Raw genomic sequence first — 23,970 nt, forward strand, 5'->3', positions numbered from 1 at the left:
CCGGCACATGGTCCTGTCCGAAGTCTGCATCAAGCGTCCCGTCTTCGCGACGGTGCTGTCGCTGCTGGTCCTGCTGGTCGGCCTGATCTCGTATTCCCGCCTGACCGTGCGCGAATATCCGCAGATCGACGAGCCGGTCGTGTCCGTCAGCACCGTCTACAAGGGCGCCTCGGCCGAGGTGATCGAGTCCCAGATCACCAAGCCGCTGGAGGATTCCCTGTCGGGCATCGAAGGCGTGGAGGTCATGACCTCCACCAGCCGGTCCGAGCGCAGCAACATCAACGTGCGCTTCCGCCTGTCGATCTCGCCCGACTCGGCCGCGGCCGACGTGCGGGACAAGGTGGCGCGCGTGCGCGGCCGCCTGCCCGACGAAATCGACGAACCCATCATCGCCAAGGTCGAGGCCGATTCCCAGCCGGTCATGTACCTGGCCGTCGAGTCCGGGTCGCTGTCGGCGATGGAGACCTCGGACTACATCAACCGTTTCATCAAGCCGCGGCTGTCCGTGCTGCCGGGCGCGGCCGAGGTGCGGGTGTTCGGCGAACGCCTGCCGGCCATGCGCATCAACGTCGACCGCGGCAAGCTGGCCGCTTACCGCCTGACCGTCCAGGACGTGGAAGACGCGCTGCGCAAGCAGAACGTCGAGATCCCCTCGGGCCGGATCGAGTCCATGGCGCGCGAGTTCTCCATCGTCGCCGCGACCAACCTGCGCACCAAGGAACAGTTCGAAAACGTCATCATCGCCAACGTCGGCGGCTACAGCGTGCGGGTCGGCGACGTCGCCTCGGTGGGCCTGGGGCCGGTGGACGAGCGCGTCACCTCGCGCTTCAACGGCAAGCCGGCGCTGAATATCGGCGTGGTCAAGCAGTCCACGGCCAACCCGCTGGACCTGTCCAAGGCGGTGCGCGCCGAGATCGAGGAAATGAACGCCACGCTGCCCAGCGGCATGAAGCTGAACATGGCGTACGACACCTCGGTCTTCATCGAGAAGTCCATCGAATCGGTGTTCCACACCATCGGCGAGGCCATCGTGCTGGTGGTGCTGGTGATCTTCCTGTTCCTGCGCAACCTGCGCGCCAGCCTGATCCCCATCGTCACCATCCCGGTGTCGCTGATCGGCGCCTGCACGCTCATGTATGCGTTCGGCTTCTCGATCAATACGCTCACGCTGCTGGCCATGGTGCTGGCCATCGGCCTGGTGGTGGACGACGCCATCGTCGTGCTCGAGAACATCTTCCGCCACATCGAGGAAGGCAAGTCGCGCATGCAGGCCGCGCTGCTGGGCTCGCGCGAGATCGGCTTCGCCGTCATCGCCATGACGCTGACCCTGGTCACCGTGTACGCGCCGCTGGCCTTCGCCACCGGCCGCACGGGCCGCCTGTTCATCGAGTTCGCGCTGGCCCTGGCGGGCGCCGTGCTGGTGTCGGGCTTCGTTGCGCTGACGCTCACGCCTATGATGTGCTCGCTCATGCTGCGCCACCAGGAGTCGCATGGCTGGCTGTACAACTTCATCGAAAGCGGCTTGAACGCGCTGACGCGCGGCTATCGTCGCGCGCTGTCGTTCGCGCTGGCCCATCGCGGATGGGTGGTGGTGCTGGGCCTGGCCGTGGGTGCGTGCAGCGTGCCCCTGTTCAAGACCATCAAGAGCGAGTTGTCGCCGGTGGAGGACCGCGGGGTCATCTATGGCCGTATCGTCGCGCCGCAGGGCGCCACCGTGGGCTACACCACCAGCTACCTGGAACGCATGGAGGAAATCTACAAGGACATCCCCGAGATGGCCGCCTACCAGGCGGTGGCCGGCTTCCCGGTGGTGACCGAGGGCAACGCCGTGCTGCGGCTCAAGCCCTGGGAAGAGCGTACCCGCAGCCAGCAGGAGGTCGCGCGTTCGCTCCAGCCGAAATTCGCCGCGCTGCCCGGCGTGCAGGCCTTTCCCACCAACCCGCCGTCGCTGGGCCAGTCGCCGCGTTCCTCGCCCATCGAATTCGTCATCATGAGCCAGGTGTCCTATCCCGAACTGGCCACGATGGCCGACACCTTCCTGACCGAGCTTGCGAAGTACCCCGGCGTGCAGAACGTGCAGACCGATCTGCGCCTGAACACGCCCGAGCTGCGGGTGCAGGTCAACCGCGACAAGCTGGCCGACATCGGCGTCGACGTGGACCGCGTTGGCCGCACGCTCGAATCCATGCTGGGCGGGCGCCAGGTGACGCGTTTCAAGGACAACGGCGAACAGTACGACGTGCTGGTGCAGGTGATCCCGCGCGACCGCTCCAATCCCGCCGACATTTCCGACATCTATGTGCGCTCCCGCAACGGCGAGATGGTGCAACTGGTCAACCTGCTGGCCGTGCGCGAAGGCGTGTCGCCGCAGACGCTGAACCACTTCAACCGCATGCGTGCCGTCACGATCTCGGCGTCGCTCGCGCCCGGCTACGCGCTGGGCGAGGCGCTGGACGTGATGAACGGCATCGCCGCGCGCGTGCTGCCCGCCACCGCGCAGACCGACCTGAACGGCCAGTCGCGCGAGTTCCGCGATTCGTCGGGCAGCATCTACCTGGTGTTCGCGATGGCGGTGGCCTTCATCTACCTGGTGCTGGCTGCGCAGTTCGAGAGCTGGCGCAATCCATTCATCATCATGCTGTCGGTGCCGCTGTCGATGACGGGCGCGCTGCTCGCGCTGTGGTTCTCGGGCGGGACCCTGTCCATCTACAGCCAGATCGGCCTGATCACGCTGGTGGGCCTGATCACCAAGCACGGGATCCTGATCGTCGAATTCGCCAATCAGTTGCGCGACCAGGGCAAGGAACTGATCGAGGCGGTGTCCGAGGCCAGCGTGCTGCGGCTGCGCCCCATCCTGATGACGACCGGCGCCATGGTGCTGGGCGCCGTCCCGCTGGCCGTGGCCACGGGCGCGGGCGCCGAGTCCCGCGTACAGATCGGCTGGGTGATCGTGGGCGGCATGAGCCTGGGCACGCTCCTGACCCTGTTCGTCGTGCCCTGCGTGTACGCGCTGGTGGCCGGCAAGCGCAAGCGCCCGCTGCCGGTGGGCGAACATCCGCTGGAACCCGATCCTCACGCCGCCCCCGTTGCGCCGGCGCCGGAATCGGTGGGTTAGGGAAGCAAGAGTCGCCGGTAACCGCTTGCGGCCGGCGGGGCCCCACCCCCTCAGGGGCTGACGTAGCCGGTTTCGGCTGCGCCGAAACTTCCCGCGCCAGGCAGGCAAAACGGGGCGGGCGTGAACTCGCGCGGGGACAGTCCCCCGGACTGTCCCTACTGCCGCGCTCAAACATGCACGCCCTTGCTTCCCCGTTTTGCCTGCCTGGCGCGGCGGCTCCGAACAGCCCCTGAGGGGGTGGGGCCCCGCCGGCCGCAAGCGGTTACCGGCGACTCGCCCAGCCAAATATCCTAAACTTAGGGGCCCCCGCAATTTTTTCTCTGGTGCCCCCGCATGCGTTATGTCGTCCTGGATACTGAAACCACCGGCCTCGATCCGCTCCAAGGACACCGCGTCATCGAAATCGGCTGCGTGGAGATCGTCAACCGCCGGGTCACGCAACGCCACTTCCATACCTACCTGAATCCCGACCGCGACAGCGATCCGGGCGCCCTGGAAGTGCACGGACTGACCACCGAGTTCCTGTCCGACAAGCCCCGGTTCGAAGACAAGGTCGACGAGTTCCTGGACTTCATCCAGGACGGCCACGTCATCATCCACAACGCCGAGTTCGACATCCGCTTCCTGAATGCCGAGCTGGCCCGGCTGCAGCGCGGCGGTTTCCGCGACAAGTGCGCGGGCGTCGTCGATTCGCTGATGCATGCGCGCGAACTGCATCCCGGCAAGCGCAACTCGCTCGATTCGCTGTGCGACCGCTACGGCATTTCCAACGCCCACCGGGTGCTGCACGGCGCCTTGTTGGACTCGGAACTGCTGGCCGAGGTCTGGCTGGCCATGACGCGCGGCCAGGACAGCCTGGTGATCGACCTGGGCGATACCGGCGGGCAGGCCACGACCAGCTTCGGCGCCTTCGATGCCTCGGTGTTGCAGGTGGTGCCGGTGGACGAAGGCGACCTGGCCGCCCACCAGGCCTATCTGGCCGGGCTGGACAAGGAATCCAAGGGACAGACCCTGTGGCGGAAGTGGGAGTCGCTTCCCACCGAATAAAAAAGATATGCTATAGTCATGGGCTGTCGCGATTGCGGCAGTCGAAACCGAAGGTTCTCTTCGGGCGGTTAGCTCAGTGGTAGAGCACTGCCTTCACACGGCAGGGGTCACTGGTTCGAAACCAGTACCGCCCACCAATTCCCCCCCCCCCCCTCTCTCCATATCGTCTTTCCCACCCGGGAATGCGCTCGCGTTCGTGCGTCCGGCGGTTCTCCGTAATCGCAAATTACGTGAATAATCACGTAATTTATGTTGATTCTTCACGGATTGCTAGGTGTTTTCACCAGATTAACAGCCGATTTCATTGACTTTCCTGGCTGTTTATAAATAATAAGATCGTGAAAATTCACCGAAATTTAAATGAGCTGGTAGCTACCGGCTTCTGAGTCGCACCTTTGTTTCGACCTGGAGCAATCATGAGAGCGATGCGAGCACTACCGTTGGCCGTCTGCCTGATCGTTGCAACCATACCCAAGTTCGTCCATGCGGCGGAGGTCGTGCTGAAGGCGGTAAGCGCCTTCCAGGAGGGCACGTACTTTTCCAGGAACTTCGAGAGCTTCGTGAAGAAGGTCAACGAGGAAGGCAAGGGCATCGTCCGGATCGAGTACATAGGCGGCCCCAAGGCGATTCCGACCATGGAGCAGGGGGCCGCGCTGCGCAACGGGGTGATCGATCTGGCCAACACCACGGCGACGTTCACGGCAAGCATCGTTCCGGAGGGATTGGCGCTGAACTACGCGACCCTGCCTTTCTCGGAAATCCGCAAGAACGGCAGCCTCGACTATCTCAATTCGATCATGCGGCAGAAGGGGCTGTACTACTTCGCGCGTACCGGCGATCGCATTCCCTATCACATCTATCTGAACAAGAAGATAGACAAGCCCGATCTGTCCGGCCTGAAGATCCGCATCACCCCCATCTTCCGGGACTTTTTCGTCAAGCTGGGAGCGGGAGTCGTCCAGATGGCGCCGGGCGAGGTCTACACGGGCCTGGAGCGCGGGGTGGTGGACGGCTACGGCTGGCCCGCAATCGGCATCTTCGACCTGGGCTGGCAGGAAAGGACGAAGTATCGATTGGAACCGGGGTTCTACACGCTCGAGCTGGGCATCCAGTTCAGCGCCCGGCGGTGGGACAGCCTGACCCAGGAGCAGCGTGACTTCCTGCAAAAGCAGGTGGCCTGGCTGGAGAAGATGTCCCTGGACGCTTCGCTGCGCGACGCGGCCGCCGACATCAAGAGGCAGTCCGAAGCCGGCATACAGCCCATCAGGCTGTCCGACGCGGATTCGGCGGCTTTCCTGGCCAAGTCGCAGGAAGCGGGCTGGGCGACGGTCTTGAGCGCCAGTCCCAAGCACGGACCCAGGCTGCGCCAGATGATGGCGCCTTGAAGGTGATCGGGGGCGACAGTGAAAATCTATGTGTGGATCTTGAACGCGTTCGGCCTGGTCGCCGGACTGCTGGTGGGCGCCATGGTCATCCTGGTCAGCTACGACGTCGTCGCCCGCAATGTGGGGATGCCGTCGTTCGCGGGGGCCATGGACGTTACCGAGCATCTGCTGCCGGTGGCGACGTGCATCGCCGCGCCGTGGCTCATGTACAACCGCCAGCATATCCGCCTGGACGTGCTCAACGCACTGTCCGAGGGAGTCAGATTCGCGATCTTCCGGATCGCGGCGGTGATCGGCTGTGTCGTCAGCGTCGTGATCGCCTGCTACTCGGTCGCGGTGATGCTCGATGCCTACGAGGCCGAAGCGGTCGTCATGAAGAGCATCGTCTTTCCCGAATGGTTCATCTACATTCCTTTCCCGGCCTGTTTCGCGCTGCTGGCCATCGAGTGCGGCAGGCAGGCCGTGGTCGGAGAGCGGGCGGACGCCGAGAATCGCGATTCGCTGCTCAAGCCGGAGAACCTGCTATGAGCTGGTGGGAAAGTCTCACGCTGCTGTTCGGGCTGTTATCCGTGCTGCTGCTGGTCGGGGTGCCGGCCGGGTTTGCCTTCCTCGCGATCAACCTGGTCGGCGCGCTGGTCTACCTCGGCGGGGCGCCTGGTCTGATGATGGTGGTTCGCAACGGCGTGGCGTCGGTTACCAGCTTTTCGCTCACGCCCATTCCTTTTTTCCTGCTGATGGGCGAAGTGCTGTTCCATACCGGCCTGGCCATGAAGGCCATCGACGCCTTCGACCGGGCGGTGCGCCGCGTTCCGGCACGGCTGTCGATCGTGGCGGTCGTGGCCGGTACGGTGTTCTCGGCCATATCCGGGGCGACGGTGGCCACGACCGCGCTGCTCGGCAGCCTGCTGCTGCCGGAAATGCTTCGGCGCGGCTACCATCCGCGCATGGCCATGGGGCCCATCATGGCCATTGGCGCGGTCGACATGCTGATTCCTCCCTCGGCGCTGACCGTGCTGCTGGGCAGCCTGGCCAATATCTCGATCTCGGGACTGCTGCTGGCAGGCGTCCTGCCGGGCCTGCTGCTGTCGGCGATCTTCGTGTTCTACATCGTCGCGCGCGCAAAGATGAATCCCGAGCTCGCGCCGAGCTTCGTCCGGGAAGAAGTGACGGGTTGGGAGCGATGGCGTCCCCTGATCGTGCACGTGACGCCGCTGGTCTCCATCTTCGCGGTGGTCGTCGCTTCGATGACCGCCGGATGGGCAACGCCAACGGAGTCCGCCGCGCTGGGGGCATTGTGCACCGTGCTCGTGTGCGCGCTGTACCGCAGCCTGTCGTGGCGCATGCTGGTCAAGGCGCTGACCGGAACGGCCGCCATCAGCGGCATGATCCTCTTCATCATCATCGGCGCCACGACTTTCTCGCAGATCCTGGCGTTCTCCGGCGCGACCAACGGCCTGGTCGGCCTGGTCCAGGGCTCGGGGCTGTCGAGCTGGCTCGTGCTGGCCGTCATGATGGGCATACTCCTGGTGCTGGGGTGCTTCGTCGACCAGATAAGCATGATGCTGATGACCCTGCCGTTCTTCATGCCCCTGGTGGCGCACTTCGGATGGGATCCGCTCTGGTTCGGCGTCATGTACCTGATATGCATGCAGCTGGGCCTGCTGACCCCGCCGTTCGGCATGCTGCTCTTCACCATGCGCAGCGTGGCCCCGGCCCACATCCGCACCACGGAGATCTTCGCCGCGGCCGTGCCCTACGTGCTGTTCGGCCTGTTGATGCTGCTGATGGTCATGCTTGTGCCGGACATTGCCACCGGGCTGCCGCGTTGGCTGATGACGCGGTAGGGCCCCGGGGATTTCATAGGCCAGTGGCGCGATGCCACGTTGGAGGAAAAGATCTTGATACCCGCTCCAGACAAGCACGAACGAAGGGGAACGCCGGAAGCGGAGCTGTTCCATGTCGCCGACTGGCCCATGCACTACATGCTGGCCATCGACCGCCAGCACGTCCACAACATGGCGAAGATTCTCAAGCCGTTCGATTGCTCGCCATTGATGTGGCGAGTGGTCAGCGTGCTTTCCGACCAGGACGGCCGCAGCGTGGCCGAACTGGCCGAGACCACCGTCATCGAGCGCTCCAACCTGAGCCGCCTGCTCGATGCCATGGAGGAGGACGGCCTTGTGACGCGGTCCCACGGGGTCGAGGACAAGCGCCAGACCATGGTCTATGTGACGGCGAAGGGGCGGAGTCTGTTCGAACGGTCGCTGCCGGCGGTGCTGGGTTATTACCAGATATTCCTGGCCGATATTTCCCCACCGGAAATGACGGTCCTGATGAAGGTGATCAGGACGATCAAGCGCAACGTCATGGATTTCGATCCTCGTCCCGATGAGGATGAAACGCCATGACCCGACCCGAGAGCTCCGCGGCGTCGACCGCGGTCCGCAACGTGCTGTTCATCATGTGCGACCAGTTGCGCGCCGACTATCTGGGCTGCTATGGCCATCCGTCGATCCGCACTCCCAACATCGATGCCCTGGCGTCGCAGGGCGTGCGGTTCACCCGGGCCTATTGCTCGGCGCCGACGTGCGGCCCGTCGCGCATGTCCTTCTATACCGGGCGCTCCATGACCTCGCACGGCGCCATCTGGAATTTCATGCCGCTGTCGATCGGACAGCCGACGATCGGGGATTGGCTGCGGCCCCGCGGGGTGGAAGTGGCGTTGGCCGGCAAGACGCATTTCGCGCCGGACCTGGACGGCCTGCAGCGCGTGGGGGCGCACGTGCCGCCGGAGGCGCCGGTGCTCGAAGGCGGCTTCCTGGTGGTCGACCGCTACGAGGGGCATGCCAATCCGGGGCCCGAGCATCCCTATACGAAGTACCTCAGGGCCGCGGGGTACGACGTGGCCGATCCCTGGTCGGATTTCGTGATCGCCGGCGAAGACGAAGCGGGCCGTCCGGCCAGCGGCTGGGAGATGCGTAATGCGCACTACGCTGCCCGGGTCGACGAGCGGCATTCCGAGACGGCCTACACCACGGATGTCGCGATCGATTTCATCCGCCGCCAGCAGGGGCGTCCGTGGCTGCTGCATGTCAGCTACATCAAGCCCCACTGGCCGTACATCGCTCCCAGTCCCTATCACGCCATGTATGGCCCGGAGGACTGCCTGCCGGCATGCCGCGACGACGCGGAGCGCGACGACCCGCACCCTGTCTATGGCGCCTATCTGCGGCACGGCGAGTCCTCGGCGTTCTCGCAGGAAAAGGTGGCCTCGCACGTCAAGCCTACCTACATGGGCCTGGTCACGCAGATCGACGATCATCTCGGCCGGCTGCTCGAAGCGCTGCGCGCCACCGGCCAGTACGAGGACACGCTGATCGTCTTCACGTCCGACCATGGGGACTATCTGGGCGATCACTGGCTGGGCGACAAGGATCTTTTCCATGATCCCTCGGCCCGCATTCCTTTCATCATGGTCGATCCCCGGGCCAGGCCCGAAACCCGAGGCTCGAGCGTGGACCGGCCCGTCGAGTCCATCGACTTCCTGGCGACGGTGGCCGATGCGTTCGAGGTGCCCGATACCGACCACGTGATCGAAGGCATGTCGCTGCTGCCTTTTTCGCGCGGGGGCGCCAGCGCGCCGTGGCGATTTGCCGCCGTGAGCGAGCTGGACTATGCCTTTCGGGAAGCCCGGGTGCTGCTGGGCCGGGACGCCCGCCGCTGCCGGGGCTACATGGTCAGGAGCGACCGCTGGAAGTACATCTACTGGGAAGGGTTCGCACCGCAGCTGTTCGACATGCAGGAAGACCCGATGGAGTTGCGGGACGTTGCGTCGAACCCCGGGCATGCCAGCGTTCTCGCCCTGCACAAGGAGTACCTGTTCGACTGGCTGCGGCAACGCAAGACCAGCCTGACCGTTCCGTCCACGCGCATCGTCGTCTCGCGGGACACCATCGAGCCGGCGCACGGTATCCGGATCGGTGTCTGGTAGGCCGGCCCCAGGCCGGAGTTTCATGGGGGTAATCAAAGGAGACGGTATGGAAAAAGATCAGATCCACGGCTGCCTGCGCTGCGTCGCAGCATCGAAACCGGGACGCCAGTCCCGCCATGACAGACTCGGCATTGTCCTTTCCCCGCACCCGGGAAAGAATGGGCTACCCGGACGCGCGCCGCGCGCCGGTTCCAAGAAGGAGGTCGTATGAAAGGCTCCATCGTCGGCGGCTACCTCGCCCCGCATCCCCCCCACCTGGTCTACGGCGAGAATCCCCCACAGAACGAACCGCGTTCCCAAGGCGGCTGGGAGCCGCTGCGCTGGGCGTACGAAAAGGCCCGGGCCTCGCTCGAAGCGCTCAAGCCCGATGTCCTGCTGGTCCATTCGCCCCACTGGATGACCCAGGTCGGCCATCACTTCCTGGGCGTGCCGCACCTGAGCGGAAAATCGGTCGACCCCATTTTTCCCAACCTGTTCCGCTACAGCTTCGAGCTGGACGTCGACGTCGAGCTGGCCGAGGCCTGCTGCGACGAGGCGCGCGATGCCGGGCTGGTGGCGAAGATGATGCGCAACCCCAATTTCCGGGTCGACTACGGCACCATCACCACGCTGCACATGATGCGGCCGCAGTGGGACATTCCCATCGTGGGCCTGTCCGCCAACAATTCGCCGTACTACCTGAATACCAAGGAAGGCTTGCAGGAGATGGACCTCCTGGGCAAGGCCACGCGCCGCGCCATCGAACGCACTGGCCGGCGTGCCGTGCTGCTGGCCTCCAACACGCTGTCGCACTGGCACTTCCACGAGGAACCGGAGCTGCCGGAGGACATGACGCGGGAACACCCCGAGCGCTTCGACGGCTACAAGTGGGACGTGCGCGTCATCGACATGCTGCGCCGGGGCGAGGTGGACGAGTATTTCAAGCTGCAGCCCCAGTTCATCGACGAGGCCTTCGCCGAAGTGAAGTCCGGCGCCTTCACCTGGATGTTCGCGGCCATGGGATACCCCAACATTCCCGGCGAACTGCATGGCTACGGCACGGTGATCGGCACCGGCAATGCCGTGATGGAATGGAACCTGGTCGAGGCCGGACTGGCCGATGCGCCCGCGAAGGCCGCGGCCTGATGCCGGCAACCCTGAAGAGAGAAAAGACATGCCCATAGCAAGCGCATTTCTGGTGCCGGGAACGCCGCTGCCGCTGCTGCGGCGGGACAATCCTCCCTGGGAGGCCATCGCCCGCGGCTATGAAGCCGCGGGGCAGGCGCTGGCCGCAAGCAAGCCCGACGTGGCGCTGATCTATTCCACGCAATGGATCGCCGTGCTGGACCAGTTGTGGCAGACGCGCGGCCGCATCCAGGGTTCGCACGTGGACGAGAACTGGCACGAGTATGGCGAACTGCCGTTCGATATCCGTGTCGATACCGACCTGGCGAAGGCGTGTATCGCGTCCACGGCGCAGATCGGCGTGCGGTCGCGCGAGGTGGATTACGATGCCTTTCCCATCGACACGGGCACCATAGTCGCCACGCATTTCCTGTTGCAAGGCCTGGACATCCCGGTGGTGCTGACGTCCAACAATCTCTACCACGACGGGCAGACCACCGAGAGCCTGGGCCGCCTGGCCGCGCAGGCGGCGGATGCGCAGGGCAAGCGCATCGCGGTGATAGGCGTGGGGGGACTGTCGGGTTCGAGTTTCCGCCAGGACATCGACATCGCGGCCGACCATATCGTCAATGACGAAGAAGACCGCGCCAACCGAGAGATGCTGGCGCTGCTGGAGCGCGGCGACGTGGCCGAGGTACGGGAGAAGGCGCCCGGCTACGCGCAGTCCGCCCGGGCCGACATGGGCTTCAAACATCTCTACTGGGTGCTGGGAGCGCTGGGCGGGCAGTACAAGAAGGCCCGCACCCATGCCTACGGCCCGGCCTTCGGCAGCGGCGCGGCGGTCGTCGAGTTCCAGCACTAGGGCCTGGGCCCGGCCCCTCGCGGCATGCCGCGAGGGGCTTTCATGCAGCGAGTCCCCTCATGGCATCTTCTTCATCCGCGGTCGTGTCCGGCCGCGCGGCTCCGCTCGGCCGCTACCCGCATTTCCGGCGGGCCGGTCCCTTCCTGTTCGTGTCCGGGACCAGCTCGCGCCGGCCGGACAACACCCATGCCGGCGTCGAGATCCTGCCGGACGGCGTACGCCTGGACATCCGCGAGCAGACCCGCGCGGTCATCCAGAACATCGCCGGCATTCTGCAGGAGGCGGGAGCGAGCCTGTCCGATCTGGTCGAGGTGTCCACGTTCCTGGTCGACATGGATGACTTCGCCGGCTACAACGAGGTCTACAACGAGTTCTTCGGCTACGACGGCCCCGCGCGCACGACGGTGGCCGTGCGCCAACTGCCCCATCCCCACCTGCTGATCGAGATCAAGGCCGTGGCCTACGTGCCGCAGGCCTGAGGCGGTCAGGGCGCGGTTCCATCGCGCAGCCAGGCCGAGACCTTGCGCACCCACGGGTGGGCCGGGTCCGCCAGGCCCAGCGCCGTGTCGAAATGGCCATGCTCCGGATAGACCTCGCTCACCACGCCGGAGGGCTGGCGCGCCAGGGTCTGGGTGGCGAGCAGGTTGCTGGCGATGATGCGCGGAAAGTCGCGTTCGCCATGGCTCAGGAAGAAGGGCGTGCGGTTGCCTTCCATCTGGTGCAGGGGGCTGGCCGCCGGCGCGTCTTCCGCCCGCGCCAGGAAGATCTCGTAGATGCGCGCTTCGCCGCTGCCCGGCTCGGGCGCATCGAAGACCAGGTTCAACTGCGAGCTGACGGGAAAGCAGGCCTTGATGGTGTCGGGCGCCAGGCCCGCCTGCCCGAGCAGGTCGTGCCTGAGCGTCGCGAGCGCGTACAGGTGTCCGCCGGCCGAATGCCCGCCCACGTAGATGCGATCCGGGCTGCCGCCGTAGTCCGAAATATGGTCGCGCACCCAGCGCAGGGCCGCCACGCAGTCGTCCAGCGGCGCGGGAAATCGGACGTCGGGCGCGAGCCGGTACGAGACCGAGACGAAGACGGCCGGCGTGGCGACGATGGCGGGCGCCATCAAGCCCATCCATTCCTTGTAGCCATGGCTCCAGGCGCCGCCGTGCGCGAACACCAGCACGGGCAGCCCCTCCAGCCGCTGTTCGGGCAGGTAGACGTCCACCTTCTGCCAGTAGTCGCTGCCGTAGGGCAGGTCCAGCACGCAGCGGGTGCGTCCCGCCGCTTCCCGCGATAGTGCCAGGGCCTGCCGGGCGTAGGCCTCGGCTTCCTCGGGATAGATGGGGGATTGGGCGGGCAGGTCGTCAAAAGCCATGGGGTCGTCCAGAATGGGTCACTTGGGAACGAAGCGCGTGGTGAACGCGGCGGGGGGGACGCTGTCCAGGAAGCCGGCTCCCATGACCTCGTTGGACAGGCGCGCGAAATTCCCCAGGTAGCGGATGTATTCGTCGTTCCAGGTCAGCACGTAGTCGGCGTTCACCCGCTCCTGCAGGATGCGCACGTTGTCGGCGTCGAAGCCGAACTGCTTGCCGTAGGCGACGAATACCTCGGGATGCGTCTTCACGTAGTTCACCGCCTCGATCCAGGCGCGGACGAAATTGGCCAGCGCCTCGGGCCGGGCCTTCATGAAGTCGTCGTTGGTCGCATAGCCGGTCCAGAGAAAGTCCTCGCCAACCTTGTCCTTGTAGACGTCGGCCAGGTTGCCGATGGAGCGGAACTTGCCGGAGGCGATCGCCTTGGCCGCCAGCGGGTCGAACAGCAGGGCGGCCGAGATCTCTCCCTTCTCCAGCAGCGAGGGCAGGAGGCCGGGGCCGGCGTACTGCAATTGGCCGCCGGTGCCCGGGTCATAGCCGAAATACTTGCTGGTCAGCACCCGCAGAAGCACGGTAGCGGTGCCCGCCGCGCCCGCGTACGAGCCGATGCGCTTGCCCTTGAGGTCGGCCAGCGAACGGATGGGCGAGTCCTTGGTGACGAGCACGTCCAGCGAAGCGCCGCGGCCCACCGGATACAGCATCGTCACCGGCACGCCCTTGCTGCGGAACTGGGCGAAAGCCGTCCAGCCGCCGAAGCCGATGTCGACCTGCTTGCCGCGTATCGCGGTGAACAGGCCGTCCAGGGTGGGGTAGACCGAGTACTCCACCTTGAGGCCGTACTTCTTGTCGATGCCCTGGGACACCATGACGCCCGAGGCGATGCCGTTGACCGACTGCGCCAGGTCGCCCAGCCGTATGGTGACCGGTTCGGCGGCCTGCGCGGCCGGATACCAGGTTGCCGCGGCGAGCAAAGCCAGGCGGCAAAGACGAATTGCCAGCGATTTCCACATGCCAGTTCCTTGACGAAGATGATGGGCCGGCCGAGCCGGCGGACACGCCGGTCAGGGCGTGGCGGGCGCCGCGGCTTGTGCGACTTCGAGAAACAGCTTCACCACCCTGCGGTTGATCTCGAAGATCCCGGGGTCGTCGTAGTCCCGCGGCCGGGCTACGTCTATGGGTATTTCCTGCTGCACCTCGCCCTGGGACATCATCAGGATGCGGTCCGACAGGAACGAGGCCTCGTACGAGTTGTGGGTCACGAAGATGATGGTCTTGCCGGTGTCGCGCCAGATGTCCAGCAGGTCCACGCGCAGCCGCCGCGCGGTCAGCTCGTCCAGCCCGCTGAAGGGCTCGTCCATCAGCAGCACGTCGGGTTCGACGCACAGCGCGCGCACCAGCGCCAGGCGTTGGCACATGCCGCCCGACATCTGGTGGGGGTAATGGCCGCGGAACGCATCCAGCCGCGTCAGTTGGAAGTGGCGGTCCTTCAGCTCGGCCCAGCGCGAGGAGGGGACCCGGCAGCTGCGCATGGCGAAGTCCACGTTCTGCTCGGCGGTCAGCCATGGCAGCAGGCGGGGTTCCTGGAACAGATAGCCGATGCGCAGCGGCGGCTTGCCGGCCTTGAACTTGCGGCCGCCCACGTCGATCTCGCCGCTGTAGCGGGGATCGAGGCCGGACAGGATGTTCAGGAAGGTGGACTTCCCGCATCCCGAGGGGCCCAGGATGCAGATGAATTCATTCCTGCGCACGACCAGGTCGAGACCCTTGAGGACGCGCAGCGGCGCTGCGCCGTCGCGGCCGGGGAATTCCTTGACCAGGTTGCGGACGGAAAAGACGACGTCGTTCATAGTTCCACCCTCGGGCGCCAGGAGAAGAGTCGATGCTCGATCGGCTTGAGAATCGCCAGTTCGATGATCAGCATCACGATGGTGAACAGCAGCGTCCATGCCAGCACCTGGGGCATGTCCGCGAGCTGGTACCAGTAGAAGAGCTGGAAGCCGACGCCGTTGGGGCGGCCGATGAGCTCCACCAGCACGGCGATCTTCCAGATGATCCCCAGGCCGAAACGCACCGAGGCCATCACGTAGGGCAGTACCTGGGGCAGGACCACGCGCCGGAACACGGTCCAGCGGTCGGCTTCGAACACGCGGGCCATCGCCACGAGCCGGGTGTCGATGTTCTTGACTCCTTCCCACAGGTTGATGGCGATCGAGGGGGCGGCGGTGATGCCGATGGCGACGATGGTGGCGGCCTCGTTCAGTCCCAGCCAGATGAAGCACACCAGCGCGTAGCACAGGCTGGGGACGGTCAGGCCCACCATCACCCACAGATCCAGGGCCCGCTCGATCTGCCGGTACAGGCCCATCAGCACGCCGATGGGCACGCCTATCAGCAACGCCAGCGCCAGGCCCGCCGTCACCCGGGCCAGCGTCATCCACAGATGGACGAGGACGTTGCCGGCGGCGATGTTCTCCACCAGCGTCTGGAGCGTGAGCAAGGGACCGGGCAGCACCGAGGCCGTGAAGGCCAGGGACAGCAGCCACCACAGCGCGATCGCCGCGGCGATGGAAACGAGCCTAATCATCATGGGGTTCCTTGGGAGGTCAGAGTGCGATGCTGCGGTCGGCGGACCCCGGCCTTGGCCAGGGCTCGCCCGGCCAGTTCCCCGGCGCGGTCCAGCAGGGCGGTTTCGTCGACGCGGGTCAGGCGGCGGTCCCGCATCAGCCATTCACCGTCCACCATGGCATCGCGCACGTCCGAGCCCCGCGCGCTGAAGACCAGCGCCGCCTCGAGGTCGAAGGCCGGCACCAGGTGGGGCTGGCGCAGGTCGACCGTGATGAGGTCCGCCTGCTTGCCGGTTTCCAGTGAGCCCGTCCGGCGGTCCAGGCCGAGCGCACGCGCGCCTTCGATGGTCGCCATGCGCAGTGCCCGCCGCGCGTCCAGCGCGTGGGGATCGCCCGCCGCGGTCTTGGCGGTCGCGCACGCGTACTTCATGCTCTCGAACAGATCCTGGCCGCAGTTGGCGGCGGGTCCGTTGGTGGCGAGCCCGCAGTTGATGCCGGCTTCGAGGAAGGGCGTCAGCGCGGGAAAGCCGGTGCCCCAGAAGAGCCGGGTCTGCGGATCGAGAACGACCGAGGTGCCGGTCTCGGCCAGCAGGGCGATCTCGTCGGGGGAAAGGTCCGATACGCCTACCGCCTGCACGTCGGGGCCCAGACAGCCGGTTTCGTGGAGCAGTTCGACGTTGCGGACCGGCCGGCCGTAGTGGCGTTCGATGATGCGGTTGAACTCGCGCGACTCGGCCACGTGCATGTGCAGGCTGATGCCCAGTTCGGTGGCGAGCGCGCGGCTGGCGCGCAGCATGGACTCGTCCAGGGTCCAGGGCAGCAGCGGGCCGAAGGATAGTCCCAGGCGTCCCTGGGCGCGGCCGTGCCAGCGCGCGTGCAGGCTGCGTACCCGCTGCGCCTGCTGCGCCGGCGTCTCGACGAATGCGGGGTCGAAACGGACGGCTTCGAAGGCGCGGGCCACGATGCCGCGCATGCCCGTGCTTTCCATGGCGGCGAAGGCGCTGTCTTCGGGCGATAGCGAGTCCGACCGGGGGGCGAACAGGTTTTCCACCAGTGTCGTGCTGCCATTCTTCAGGTTCTCGATGCAGCCCAGGGTCTGCGCCGCCAGCATGGCTTCGGCGTCCAGCGCGCGCATCAGCGGCATCTGCAGGTCCAGCCAGGACAGCAGGTCGGTGTTCGTCGCCAGCGTGCGGCCGAAGATCATGCACAAGTGCGTGTGGCAATTGACCAGACCGGGCATGACCGCGTGGCCGGCGGCATCGTGGCGCCGCGCTTCGAGGTCGCGGGGCAGGCCTTCCCGGGGGCCGACATACGCCAGGCGGGAGTCCTCGACCAGTACGCAGCCGCGCTCGTGAATGTCGCCGGCCGGGTTCATGGTCAGGACCACGCCGTTCTCTATCAGTGTCCGTGTCATGGAAACTCCGATGGGTCAGGCGGCGGATGCGCGGCGGGACTGCGTGGCCGTGGCCGCGTCGCTGATGTGGCGCGCGGCGGCCACCACGCGCAGCACGGCCTGTTTCAGCACCTTGTCCTGAAGGCGGAAGGCCGGCGCGGCAAGGGTGATGGCGCCGATCAGCGAGCCGGACGGAAAGAAGGCGGGAGCCGACACGCTGCGCACGCCGGCCTCGATCTCGCCGTCGCTGATGGCATAGCCCTGCTCGCGTATGGCCGCCAGGGACCGTTCCAGCGCCTGCGGGTCGAAGGGCTTGCCGCCGGGTTTCGCCGCGCGCAGGCGCGGCAGCACGCGCGCGCGTTCCTGTTCTTCCAGATAGGCCAGGTGGACCTTGGCCGACGAGCCCAGGTGCAGCGGCACGTTGCGGACGGGATCGACCGAGACCCGGACGGCTTGCCGGCTTTCCAGTGCCACGGTGCAGATGACGCGATCGCCGATGCGTGTCGTGAAGAGCACGGTTTCGCCGCTGGCCAGGGCCAGCTCGTGCACGAAGGGCTCGGCGATGGAGGCCGAGGTGCTGGGGTCCTCGCAACTGCGGACGAGATTGACGAAGGCGGATCCCAGGCGATAGTTGCCAGCCCCGTCCACGTCCTCGATCAGGCCGCGTTCGCGCAGGATCTGCAGGTAGCGATAGGTGGAGCTGCGCGAGGTCCCGAATTCCCGCGCGATGGCCTGCGCGGAATGGACGGCGCCGGGGGTGACGAACGACAGCCAGATGTCGACGATGCGTTCGAACGACGGGTAATGCTCCACACCTTCTGCCTGGATCGCCATGATCGCTCCCTGCTGAGTCCGGCCATACCGGACAAGGTGTGTCTCATTATAGGAATGCGTTTTCATCCCTCAATGGCCAGTCCAGCCATGAGGGAATCCGGTGCTCCTATACGGGAAACTCCCAGGCGCTCAGGCCCGTCGCTGCAACCCGATCGTGGCCACCCAAGCCACGCACCAGCCGATCGCGATGCCCAGACTGTCCGCGAACAGGTCCGCCCATTCCGCAGACCGGTCGGGTGTCATGGATTGCAGGATCTCGATCAGCGCGCCATAGGCCAGGAGGCCCAGCAGGCGTGGCCACGCGGGGCCGGGATAGGCGAAGCGGGCCAGCGCGGCCAGCACGCCGAAGCCCAGCAGGTGATTGGTCTTGTCCCAACCGGTGGTGGGCAGGGGAGTGGCGGAGGGCAGGAGGGATAGCGCGAGTATCCCCAGCAGGGCCGCCCAGAACAGCGGCTTCCATCCGCCGAAGGCGGTCAGGCGTAGATTCATCGGTGTCCGAAGTCAGGCGAAGGGCGGGGAGGTCCCCCGCCCGCCATTATCGCCGTGCTTCGAGAACGCCCGGTGTCAGTTCGTTTCTTTTTCCAGCAGGTGCCGGTAGATCAGTCCGCCGATCGCGCCGCCGATCAGCGGCACGAGCCAGAACACCCAGAGTTGTTCCAGCGCCCAGCTGCCCTGGTACACGGCCACGCCGGTGCTGCGGGCGGGGTTGACCGAGGTGTTGGTGACCGGGATGCTGATCAGATGGATGAGAGTGAGCGTCAGGCCGATGGCCAGCGGCGCCATGCCCGCGGGCGCGCGCTTGTCGGTCGCGCCGTGGATCACGATCAGGAAGAAGGCCGTCAACACCAGTTCGCAGACGACCGCCGCGGCCAGCGTATAGCCGCCGGGCGAGTGTTCGCCGTAGCCGTTGGACGCGAAGCCGGCGCTGGCATCGAAGCCCGCCTTGCCGCTGGCGATCAGGTACAGGACCCCGCCGGCGGCGATGCCGCCCACGACCTGGGCGATGATGTACGGTATGGCGTCCTTGGCCGGAAGACGGCCGCCGGCGACCAGGCCCACGGTGACCGCCGGGTTGAAGTGCCCCCCGGAGATGTGTCCGACCGCGTAGGCCATGGTCACCACCGTCAGGCCGAAGGCCAGCGCGACGCCGGCGAATCCTATGCCCAGCTCCGGAAACGCCGCGGCCAGGACCGCGCTGCCGCAGCCACCCAATACCAGCCAGAACGTACCCAGGAATTCCGCGCAAAGCTTTTTGCTCATATATCCCCCATATCGTGCAGTGGTCGAGTAGCACGCGGAGCATGCGCCCACTGCGGTTCATGCGCAATCGCGCCGTGATTCTATGAGGCGTTTGCGCAACGCATGGCGCGGTGTTTGGGCTTGTTTAGCGTGCGGCCGTCAGGAGGCGGGCGCGGTCTCCATGGCATGGAGCGCGTCGAGCACGTTGCGCTCGGTGCCGCTGATGTGACGGCGCAGGAGTTCGACCGCTTGGCCGGTGTCGCGGGCCAGCACCGCGTCGACGATGCGCCGGTGTTCGTCGTTCTTGCTGCGGTCGGTCTGCCGGTGGCGGGCGGAGAAGCGGCGGAACCGCTCCGCCTGGTCGAACAGGTTCTCGACCAGCCCCAGCAGCAGCGGCGAGCTACAGGCCGAATAGATACCCAGGTGCAGGGACCGATGGCGATCGGACCAGTCGTCGTCCAGCACCACGGGGCCGGACGCCAGGCGCTTTTCGACCAGGGCCAGGTTGTGGTGGGCCGCCACGACGCGGCCTTCCCAGAGATCGTCGCCGTGCTCGATGGCGTCGCGCAGGGTCTCGGTTTCGATCATCAGCCGCAGGCGGGTCAGGTCGCGCATCGCGTCGGCGTGGATGGGCGCGACGCGGAAGCCGCGGTTCTCCAGCGTCCGCACCAGTCCCTGCTGCACCAGCCGGCTCAGGGCCTCTCGCAGCGGGCTGCTGCTCAGGCCGAAGCGGCGTTGCAGCTCTTCCACGCGCAGGCGCTGTCCCGGCTCGAAATCGCCGCGCACGATGGCCCGGCGCAGGGCGAGACAGGCCTGTTCGGTCAGCGGCAGCGCCTCGGGGGCGAGGGTCTCCTGGATCATGCGGCGACTATGCCAGAAACGGATGTTGCGCACAAACCAAGTTTTATGCACAATAAATAAAAATGTGCATAAAAAGGAGGGCGCATGCGACTCGTTTCTTTTCTCAGGAATGGCCGTGCCGGCTACGGCGTCGCCAAGGATGGCGGCATCGTGGAGCTGGGGGGCCGGCTGGATGCCCCCGACCTGCGCACGCTGCTGGCGCGCGGCATGCAGGACGAGGCCCGGGCGCTGTCGGCCCGGCTGGCGGCGGATTTTCCGCTGACCGAGGTCCGGCTGATGCCCGTCATCCCCGAGCCCAGCAAGATCATCTGCGTGGGCATCAACTACGTGGCCCATGCCGCCGAGGCCGGCCGCACGGTGGGCAGGCATCCGGTCATCTTTCACCGGTTCGCCGACACCCTGATCGGCGCCGGACAGCCGCTCCTGCGGCCCCGCGTGTCGGAGCAGTTCGACTACGAGGGCGAACTGGCCGTGGTGATCGGCAAGGGCGGGCGGCATATCGCTCCTGGCGACGCTATGTCCCATGTCGCGGGCTACACCATCTTCAACGACGCTTCGGTGCGCGACTGGCAGTTCCACACCCACCAATACGGCATGGGCAAGAACTTCGCCGCCAGCGGGCCGCTCGGCCCCTGGATGGTGACGGCCGACGAGATCGCCGACTACCGCAAGCTGGAGCTGCGCACCTACGTGAACGGCGAACAGGTCCAGGAAGGCCGGCTTGACGAGCTCGCCTTCGATATTCCCCATCTGATCGCCTACGTCTCGCAGGCGCTGCCGTGGAACCCGGGCGACATCCTGGCCACCGGCACGCCCAGCGGCATCGGCTTCAAGCGCACGCCGCCGCTGCTGCTCAAGCAGGGAGACAGCGTGCGCATCGAAGTGACCCAGATCGGAGAACTGGTGAACCCGGTCATGGACGAGTAGCGCACCCGGGGCGCCGTCCGCGCAGCCGGCGCCCGATCCATCCCTACAAGAACCAGGAGGAGACATCATGCGCATGTGGAGATTGGCGGCGGCGGGCGTTTGCCTGGCCGCCGCGGGGATCGCGCACGCCAGCGATTTCCCGCAGCCGGGGCAGGCCGTGCGCATCGTGCATGGCTACGCGGCGGGCGGCAACGCCGACATCATTTCCAGAGTGGTGGGCCAGGAGATGTCCAGAAACCTTGGGGTACCCGTCGTGATCGAGCCTCGCACGGGCGCGGGCGGCAACATCGCATCGCAGGCGGTGGCCAAGGCGGCGCCCGATGGCCATACGCTGGTCATGCTCATGGGCGGCCACAGCGTGGCCGGCGCGCTGAGCGACAAGCTGGGTTTCGATCCGGTCAACGATTTCTCGATGATCTCGACCGTGATGGATTTTCCGTTCTTCATCATGGTCAAGCGCGATGCGCCCTACCGGAACATGGGCGATCTGCTGCAAGCGATGAAGCGGCGCAGCGGCGGCGTCACGTACGGATCGGCCGGCGTGGGCACGACCCAGCACCTGACGGGCGAACTGCTGGCCGCGCAGGCGGGCGTGCCGCTGTTGCACGTGCCCTATCGCGGTGGTGCGGCGGCGCTGACCGGCATGCTGGGCGCAGAAGTGGATTTCGTCATCGACACGGCCACCGTGGCCGTCCCGCAGCTCAAGGCCGGAACCATACGCGTGCTGGCCGTCAGCAGCCGCGAGCGCTGGGGCGGCCTGAAGGACGTGCCCACGCTGGACGAGTCGGGCTTCACGGGTTTCGACGTCAGTTCGTGGGCGGGACTGGCCGCGCCGGCCAGGACGCCGGCCGCCGTGGTGGACCGCCTGAACGCCGAGTTGCGCAAGGCGTTGGCGGCGCCCGAGGTGCAGTCCCGGCTGGAACAGATGGGCGGCGCGATCGCGCCGAGTTCTCCGGATGCGATGAAGCGCCGCATCGCCGGCGAGATCGACCGCTACCTGGCCGTGGCCAGGGACAAGAACATACCCCGGCTCTAAACTGCGCCCACTCCCAGACTCCAAGGCATGGAACCGTGAAACTCGTACAGATCCACCAGCCTGGCGGGCCCGACGCGCTCGTCATCGCCAACGTGCCGGCGCCCGTGCCCGGGCCGGGCCAGGTCCGCGTTGCGGCGCGCGCCATAGGCGTGGGCCGGCCCGACGTGTTGATGCGCAACGGCACCTATAAATGGATGCCGCCGCTGCCGGCGACGCCGGGAGGCGAGATGGCCGGCGTGATCGACGCGGTGGGCGAAGGCGTCGCGCCGGAACTGGCCGGCCGACGCGTGCTGGTCAGCGCGCGGGAACTGGTCCAGCGCGGCGGCTGCTATGCCGAGGCGATCTGCGTGCCGGCCGATGCGCCGTTCGACCTGCCGGCGGCCATCTCCTTCGAGGCCGCGCTCAGCCTGCCCAATTTCCTGATGGCCGATGCGCTGCTGAATCGCTGCAATCCGGGCGTGCAGGCGCGCCGCGTCCTGTTGACCGGCGCCGCCGGCGGCGTGGCGTCGACGGTGATCCAGCTGGCCCGGCTGCAGGGCAGCGAAGTCATCGGGGTGGTCAGTTCCGCCGAGAAGGCGGCTTTCGCCGCCGCGATGGGGGCCACGCACGTGATCGATCGCCTGCGCGAGTCCATCCCGGAACGCGTCATGGCGCTGACCGGCGGCGCGGGCGTGGACCTGGCCCTGGATCACATCGGCGCGGGCATCCTGGTGGACTGCCTGCACGCGCTGGCCCCGTTCGGCATGGCCGTGTCCTACAACATCGTGGGCGGGCCGCCGCAGCCGGAGATCTTCGGAGAACTGCGCAAGCTGGTGGGCCGCAGCCTGGCCGTGCGCTGCTTCTCCATCCACAGCTTCGACCACGACCGCGCCACGCGCCGCACGGCCACCGAACGCCTGATTGGCCTGATGGCCGAAGGGCGCATCACGCCGCCCGCGGCCACCCGCATGCCGCTGGACGCCGTCCGGGATGCCCATCGCATTCTCGACGCCGGCGCAACCATGGGCAAGATCATCCTCATCCCCTGACACCTAGGAATCCTCATGTCGCTCGTCGCCATTCGCAAGACCCAGTTGTCCATCGAGACCATCCTGCACGAACGCGGCCCCGCGGCGGCGACGCCGCTGCGGGTGGGCACGGCGCTGGCCGTGGTCGCCAATCCCTACGCCGGCCGCTACGAACCCGACCTGCTGCCCTTCATGCAGGCGCTGCGCGAACTGGGGCGCGATCTGTCGCGCCAGTTGGCCGATGCGCTGGGCGGGGCCGCGAGCGTGGAGGCCTATGGCAAGGGCGCGATCGTGGGCGAGGATGGCGAACTGGAACATGGCGCCGTCTGGCACGAGGCGGGGGGCTGGGCCATGCGCGAAGTGCTGGGCGAGCGCAAGGCCATCGTGCCGGCCGCCAAGACCATAGGCCACGCGGGGACGCGGCTGATGATCCCGCTGGGCCATACCCAGGCCGCATTCGTGCGCAGCCATTTCGGCGTGGCGGAGATGACCCTGTGGGATGCGCCGCGGCGCGACGAGATCCTGTTCGGCCTGGCGATGGCCACGGGAGGGCGCGTCCATGCGCGGCTGGGCGGGCTGGCGGCCCGGGACGTACAGGGCCGGGACGGCCTGCGCTGACGATAGACGGATAAGGGAGAAACCCATGGCGGTATCGGCATTGCCCAGCTTGTCCCATTTCGGCATCTACGTGCATGACGTGGAGCGCATGGTGGCCTTCTACACGCGGGTGTTCGGCCTGAAGGAGACCGACCGGGGCCAGGGCTCCACCTTTCGCAACACCCTGGTCTTCCTGAGCGCGCGGCCCGAGCAGCACCATCAGTTGGTGCTGGCTTCGGGCCGGCCCGCGGACGCCACGTTCAGCACCGTGATGCAGATGTCGTTCAAGGTGCAGGCCATCGACGACCTGCGCCGCATCCACCGCGACGCGCTGGCCGAAGGCGCGACCGGCATGCGCGGCCTGAACCACGGCAACGCGCTGTCCATCTATTTTTCGGACATCGAGGGCAATACCGTCGAGGTCTATATGGATACTCCCTACCACGTGGCCCAGCCGCATGGCGATCCGCTCGACCTGGACCTGCCCGATGCCGTACTGCTGGAGCAGACCGAACGGCTGTGCCGGCAGGACCCGACCTTCATGCCGCGCGAGGAATGGGAGCGGCGCTTCGTCGCCTCGCTCGGCTAGCGCGCCGGCCACGGGTGTCAATGCTGCCAGCCGGGGTATTACCTTATGGGAAGGAGGGGCAGGC

The 23,970-nt window shown here is 66.6% G+C and carries 24 protein-coding genes and 1 tRNA gene; 16 read left to right on the forward strand and 9 right to left on the reverse strand.

Going from position 1 to position 23,970, the window contains the following annotated elements:
• Nucleotides 1-7: 7 nt before the first annotated feature.
• The 11 genes from EV675_RS23220 to EV675_RS23270 all read left to right on the forward strand — a co-directional run bounded on the left by EV675_RS23220 (nucleotide 8) and on the right by EV675_RS23270 (nucleotide 11,983).
• A complete protein-coding gene (locus tag EV675_RS23220; protein ID WP_130360447.1) occupies nucleotides 8-3,115 on the forward strand; it encodes an efflux RND transporter permease subunit in 3,108 nt (1,035 codons plus the stop codon).
• 333 nt (nucleotides 3,116-3,448) lie between these two features.
• Complete coding sequence (gene dnaQ, locus EV675_RS23225; RefSeq protein WP_130360449.1) at nucleotides 3,449-4,162, forward strand: DNA polymerase III subunit epsilon; 714 nt, start codon at nucleotides 3,449-3,451, stop codon at nucleotides 4,160-4,162.
• A gap of 62 nt (nucleotides 4,163-4,224) precedes the next feature.
• Nucleotides 4,225-4,299 (forward strand) — tRNA-Val (locus EV675_RS23230).
• Nucleotides 4,300-4,578: 279 nt separating this feature from the next.
• On the forward strand, nucleotides 4,579-5,547 hold the full coding sequence (gene dctP, locus EV675_RS23235; protein ID WP_130360451.1) for a TRAP transporter substrate-binding protein DctP: 969 nt from the start codon (nucleotides 4,579-4,581) through the stop codon (nucleotides 5,545-5,547).
• A gap of 39 nt (nucleotides 5,548-5,586) precedes the next feature.
• The gene (locus EV675_RS23240) at nucleotides 5,587-6,075 is read left to right on the forward strand and encodes a TRAP transporter small permease (RefSeq protein WP_130360453.1); all 489 of its coding nucleotides are present in this window, start codon (nucleotides 5,587-5,589) and stop codon (nucleotides 6,073-6,075) included.
• Nucleotides 6,072-7,391 carry a TRAP transporter large permease gene (locus tag EV675_RS23245; RefSeq protein WP_130360455.1) on the forward strand — a complete coding sequence of 440 codons (1,320 nt, stop codon included), beginning with the start codon at nucleotides 6,072-6,074 and terminating at the stop codon, nucleotides 7,389-7,391. The genes EV675_RS23240 and EV675_RS23245 overlap by 4 nt, the downstream gene beginning before the upstream one ends.
• 54 nt (nucleotides 7,392-7,445) lie before the next feature.
• Nucleotides 7,446-7,955, forward strand: coding sequence for a MarR family winged helix-turn-helix transcriptional regulator (locus EV675_RS23250; RefSeq protein WP_130360457.1), 510 nt, complete (start codon nucleotides 7,446-7,448; stop codon nucleotides 7,953-7,955).
• Entirely contained in the window at nucleotides 7,952-9,538 is a 1,587-nt protein-coding gene (locus EV675_RS23255; protein WP_130360459.1) for a sulfatase-like hydrolase/transferase, read from the forward strand. The genes EV675_RS23250 and EV675_RS23255 overlap by 4 nt, the downstream gene beginning before the upstream one ends.
• Before the next feature lie 207 nt (nucleotides 9,539-9,745).
• Complete coding sequence (locus tag EV675_RS23260; RefSeq protein WP_130360461.1) at nucleotides 9,746-10,663, forward strand: DODA-type extradiol aromatic ring-opening family dioxygenase; 918 nt, start codon at nucleotides 9,746-9,748, stop codon at nucleotides 10,661-10,663.
• Nucleotides 10,664-10,691: 28 nt separating this feature from the next.
• Nucleotides 10,692-11,504 carry a DODA-type extradiol aromatic ring-opening family dioxygenase gene (locus EV675_RS23265; protein WP_130360463.1) on the forward strand — a complete coding sequence of 271 codons (813 nt, stop codon included), beginning with the start codon at nucleotides 10,692-10,694 and terminating at the stop codon, nucleotides 11,502-11,504.
• A gap of 59 nt (nucleotides 11,505-11,563) precedes the next feature.
• A complete protein-coding gene (locus EV675_RS23270) occupies nucleotides 11,564-11,983 on the forward strand; it encodes a RidA family protein (RefSeq protein WP_130360465.1) in 420 nt (139 codons plus the stop codon).
• A gap of 5 nt (nucleotides 11,984-11,988) precedes the next feature.
• On the opposite strand, the gene EV675_RS23275 is transcribed toward EV675_RS23270, so the two are convergent.
• From EV675_RS23275 to EV675_RS23315, 9 genes are all read right to left on the reverse strand, one after another.
• Entirely contained in the window at nucleotides 11,989-12,861 is an 873-nt protein-coding gene (locus EV675_RS23275) for an alpha/beta hydrolase (protein ID WP_130360466.1), read from the reverse strand.
• An 18-nt stretch (nucleotides 12,862-12,879) separates the two neighbouring features.
• Nucleotides 12,880-13,869, reverse strand: coding sequence for an ABC transporter substrate-binding protein (locus EV675_RS23280; RefSeq protein ID WP_130360468.1), 990 nt, complete (start codon nucleotides 13,867-13,869; stop codon nucleotides 12,880-12,882).
• Nucleotides 13,870-13,920: 51 nt separating this feature from the next.
• A complete protein-coding gene (locus tag EV675_RS23285; protein WP_165404730.1) occupies nucleotides 13,921-14,706 on the reverse strand; it encodes an ABC transporter ATP-binding protein in 786 nt (261 codons plus the stop codon).
• A complete protein-coding gene (locus EV675_RS23290; protein ID WP_165404731.1) occupies nucleotides 14,703-15,443 on the reverse strand; it encodes an ABC transporter permease in 741 nt (246 codons plus the stop codon). The genes EV675_RS23285 and EV675_RS23290 overlap by 4 nt, the downstream gene beginning before the upstream one ends.
• Nucleotides 15,443-16,837 carry an amidohydrolase family protein gene (locus tag EV675_RS23295; RefSeq protein ID WP_130360474.1) on the reverse strand — a complete coding sequence of 465 codons (1,395 nt, stop codon included), beginning with the start codon at nucleotides 16,835-16,837 and terminating at the stop codon, nucleotides 15,443-15,445. Before EV675_RS23295 ends, EV675_RS23290 begins: the two co-directional genes overlap by 1 nt.
• Nucleotides 16,838-16,852: 15 nt before the next feature.
• Nucleotides 16,853-17,650, reverse strand: a complete 798-nt coding sequence (locus tag EV675_RS23300) for an IclR family transcriptional regulator (RefSeq protein ID WP_165404732.1) — start codon at nucleotides 17,648-17,650, stop codon at nucleotides 16,853-16,855.
• Between the two features lie 129 nt (nucleotides 17,651-17,779).
• Nucleotides 17,780-18,139 carry a VanZ family protein gene (locus EV675_RS23305; RefSeq protein ID WP_130360478.1) on the reverse strand — a complete coding sequence of 120 codons (360 nt, stop codon included), beginning with the start codon at nucleotides 18,137-18,139 and terminating at the stop codon, nucleotides 17,780-17,782.
• A gap of 75 nt (nucleotides 18,140-18,214) precedes the next feature.
• Nucleotides 18,215-18,910, reverse strand: a complete 696-nt coding sequence (gene aqpZ, locus EV675_RS23310; RefSeq protein ID WP_087837894.1) for an aquaporin Z — start codon at nucleotides 18,908-18,910, stop codon at nucleotides 18,215-18,217.
• Between the two features lie 138 nt (nucleotides 18,911-19,048).
• The gene (locus EV675_RS23315; RefSeq protein WP_087837893.1) at nucleotides 19,049-19,750 is read right to left on the reverse strand and encodes a GntR family transcriptional regulator; all 702 of its coding nucleotides are present in this window, start codon (nucleotides 19,748-19,750) and stop codon (nucleotides 19,049-19,051) included.
• An 84-nt stretch (nucleotides 19,751-19,834) separates the two neighbouring features.
• Here EV675_RS23315 and EV675_RS23320 point away from each other — a divergent pair, with 84 nt between their 5' ends.
• From EV675_RS23320 to EV675_RS23340, 5 genes are all read left to right on the forward strand, one after another.
• A complete protein-coding gene (locus tag EV675_RS23320) occupies nucleotides 19,835-20,677 on the forward strand; it encodes a fumarylacetoacetate hydrolase family protein (RefSeq protein ID WP_130360480.1) in 843 nt (280 codons plus the stop codon).
• 67 nt (nucleotides 20,678-20,744) lie between these two features.
• Nucleotides 20,745-21,713, forward strand: coding sequence for a tripartite tricarboxylate transporter substrate binding protein (locus EV675_RS23325; RefSeq protein ID WP_242621574.1), 969 nt, complete (start codon nucleotides 20,745-20,747; stop codon nucleotides 21,711-21,713).
• Between the two features lie 35 nt (nucleotides 21,714-21,748).
• Nucleotides 21,749-22,741, forward strand: coding sequence for a zinc-dependent alcohol dehydrogenase family protein (locus EV675_RS23330; protein ID WP_130360482.1), 993 nt, complete (start codon nucleotides 21,749-21,751; stop codon nucleotides 22,739-22,741).
• Nucleotides 22,742-22,756: 15 nt separating this feature from the next.
• The gene (locus tag EV675_RS23335; RefSeq protein ID WP_130360484.1) at nucleotides 22,757-23,338 is read left to right on the forward strand and encodes an amino acid synthesis family protein; all 582 of its coding nucleotides are present in this window, start codon (nucleotides 22,757-22,759) and stop codon (nucleotides 23,336-23,338) included.
• Between the two features lie 25 nt (nucleotides 23,339-23,363).
• Nucleotides 23,364-23,906, forward strand: coding sequence for a VOC family protein (locus EV675_RS23340; RefSeq protein ID WP_130360486.1), 543 nt, complete (start codon nucleotides 23,364-23,366; stop codon nucleotides 23,904-23,906).
• Nucleotides 23,907-23,970: the final 64 nt, after the last annotated feature.

The sequence above is a fragment of the Pigmentiphaga kullae genome (assembly GCF_004216695.1).
Taxonomy (GTDB): domain Bacteria; phylum Pseudomonadota; class Gammaproteobacteria; order Burkholderiales; family Burkholderiaceae_B; genus Pigmentiphaga; species Pigmentiphaga kullae.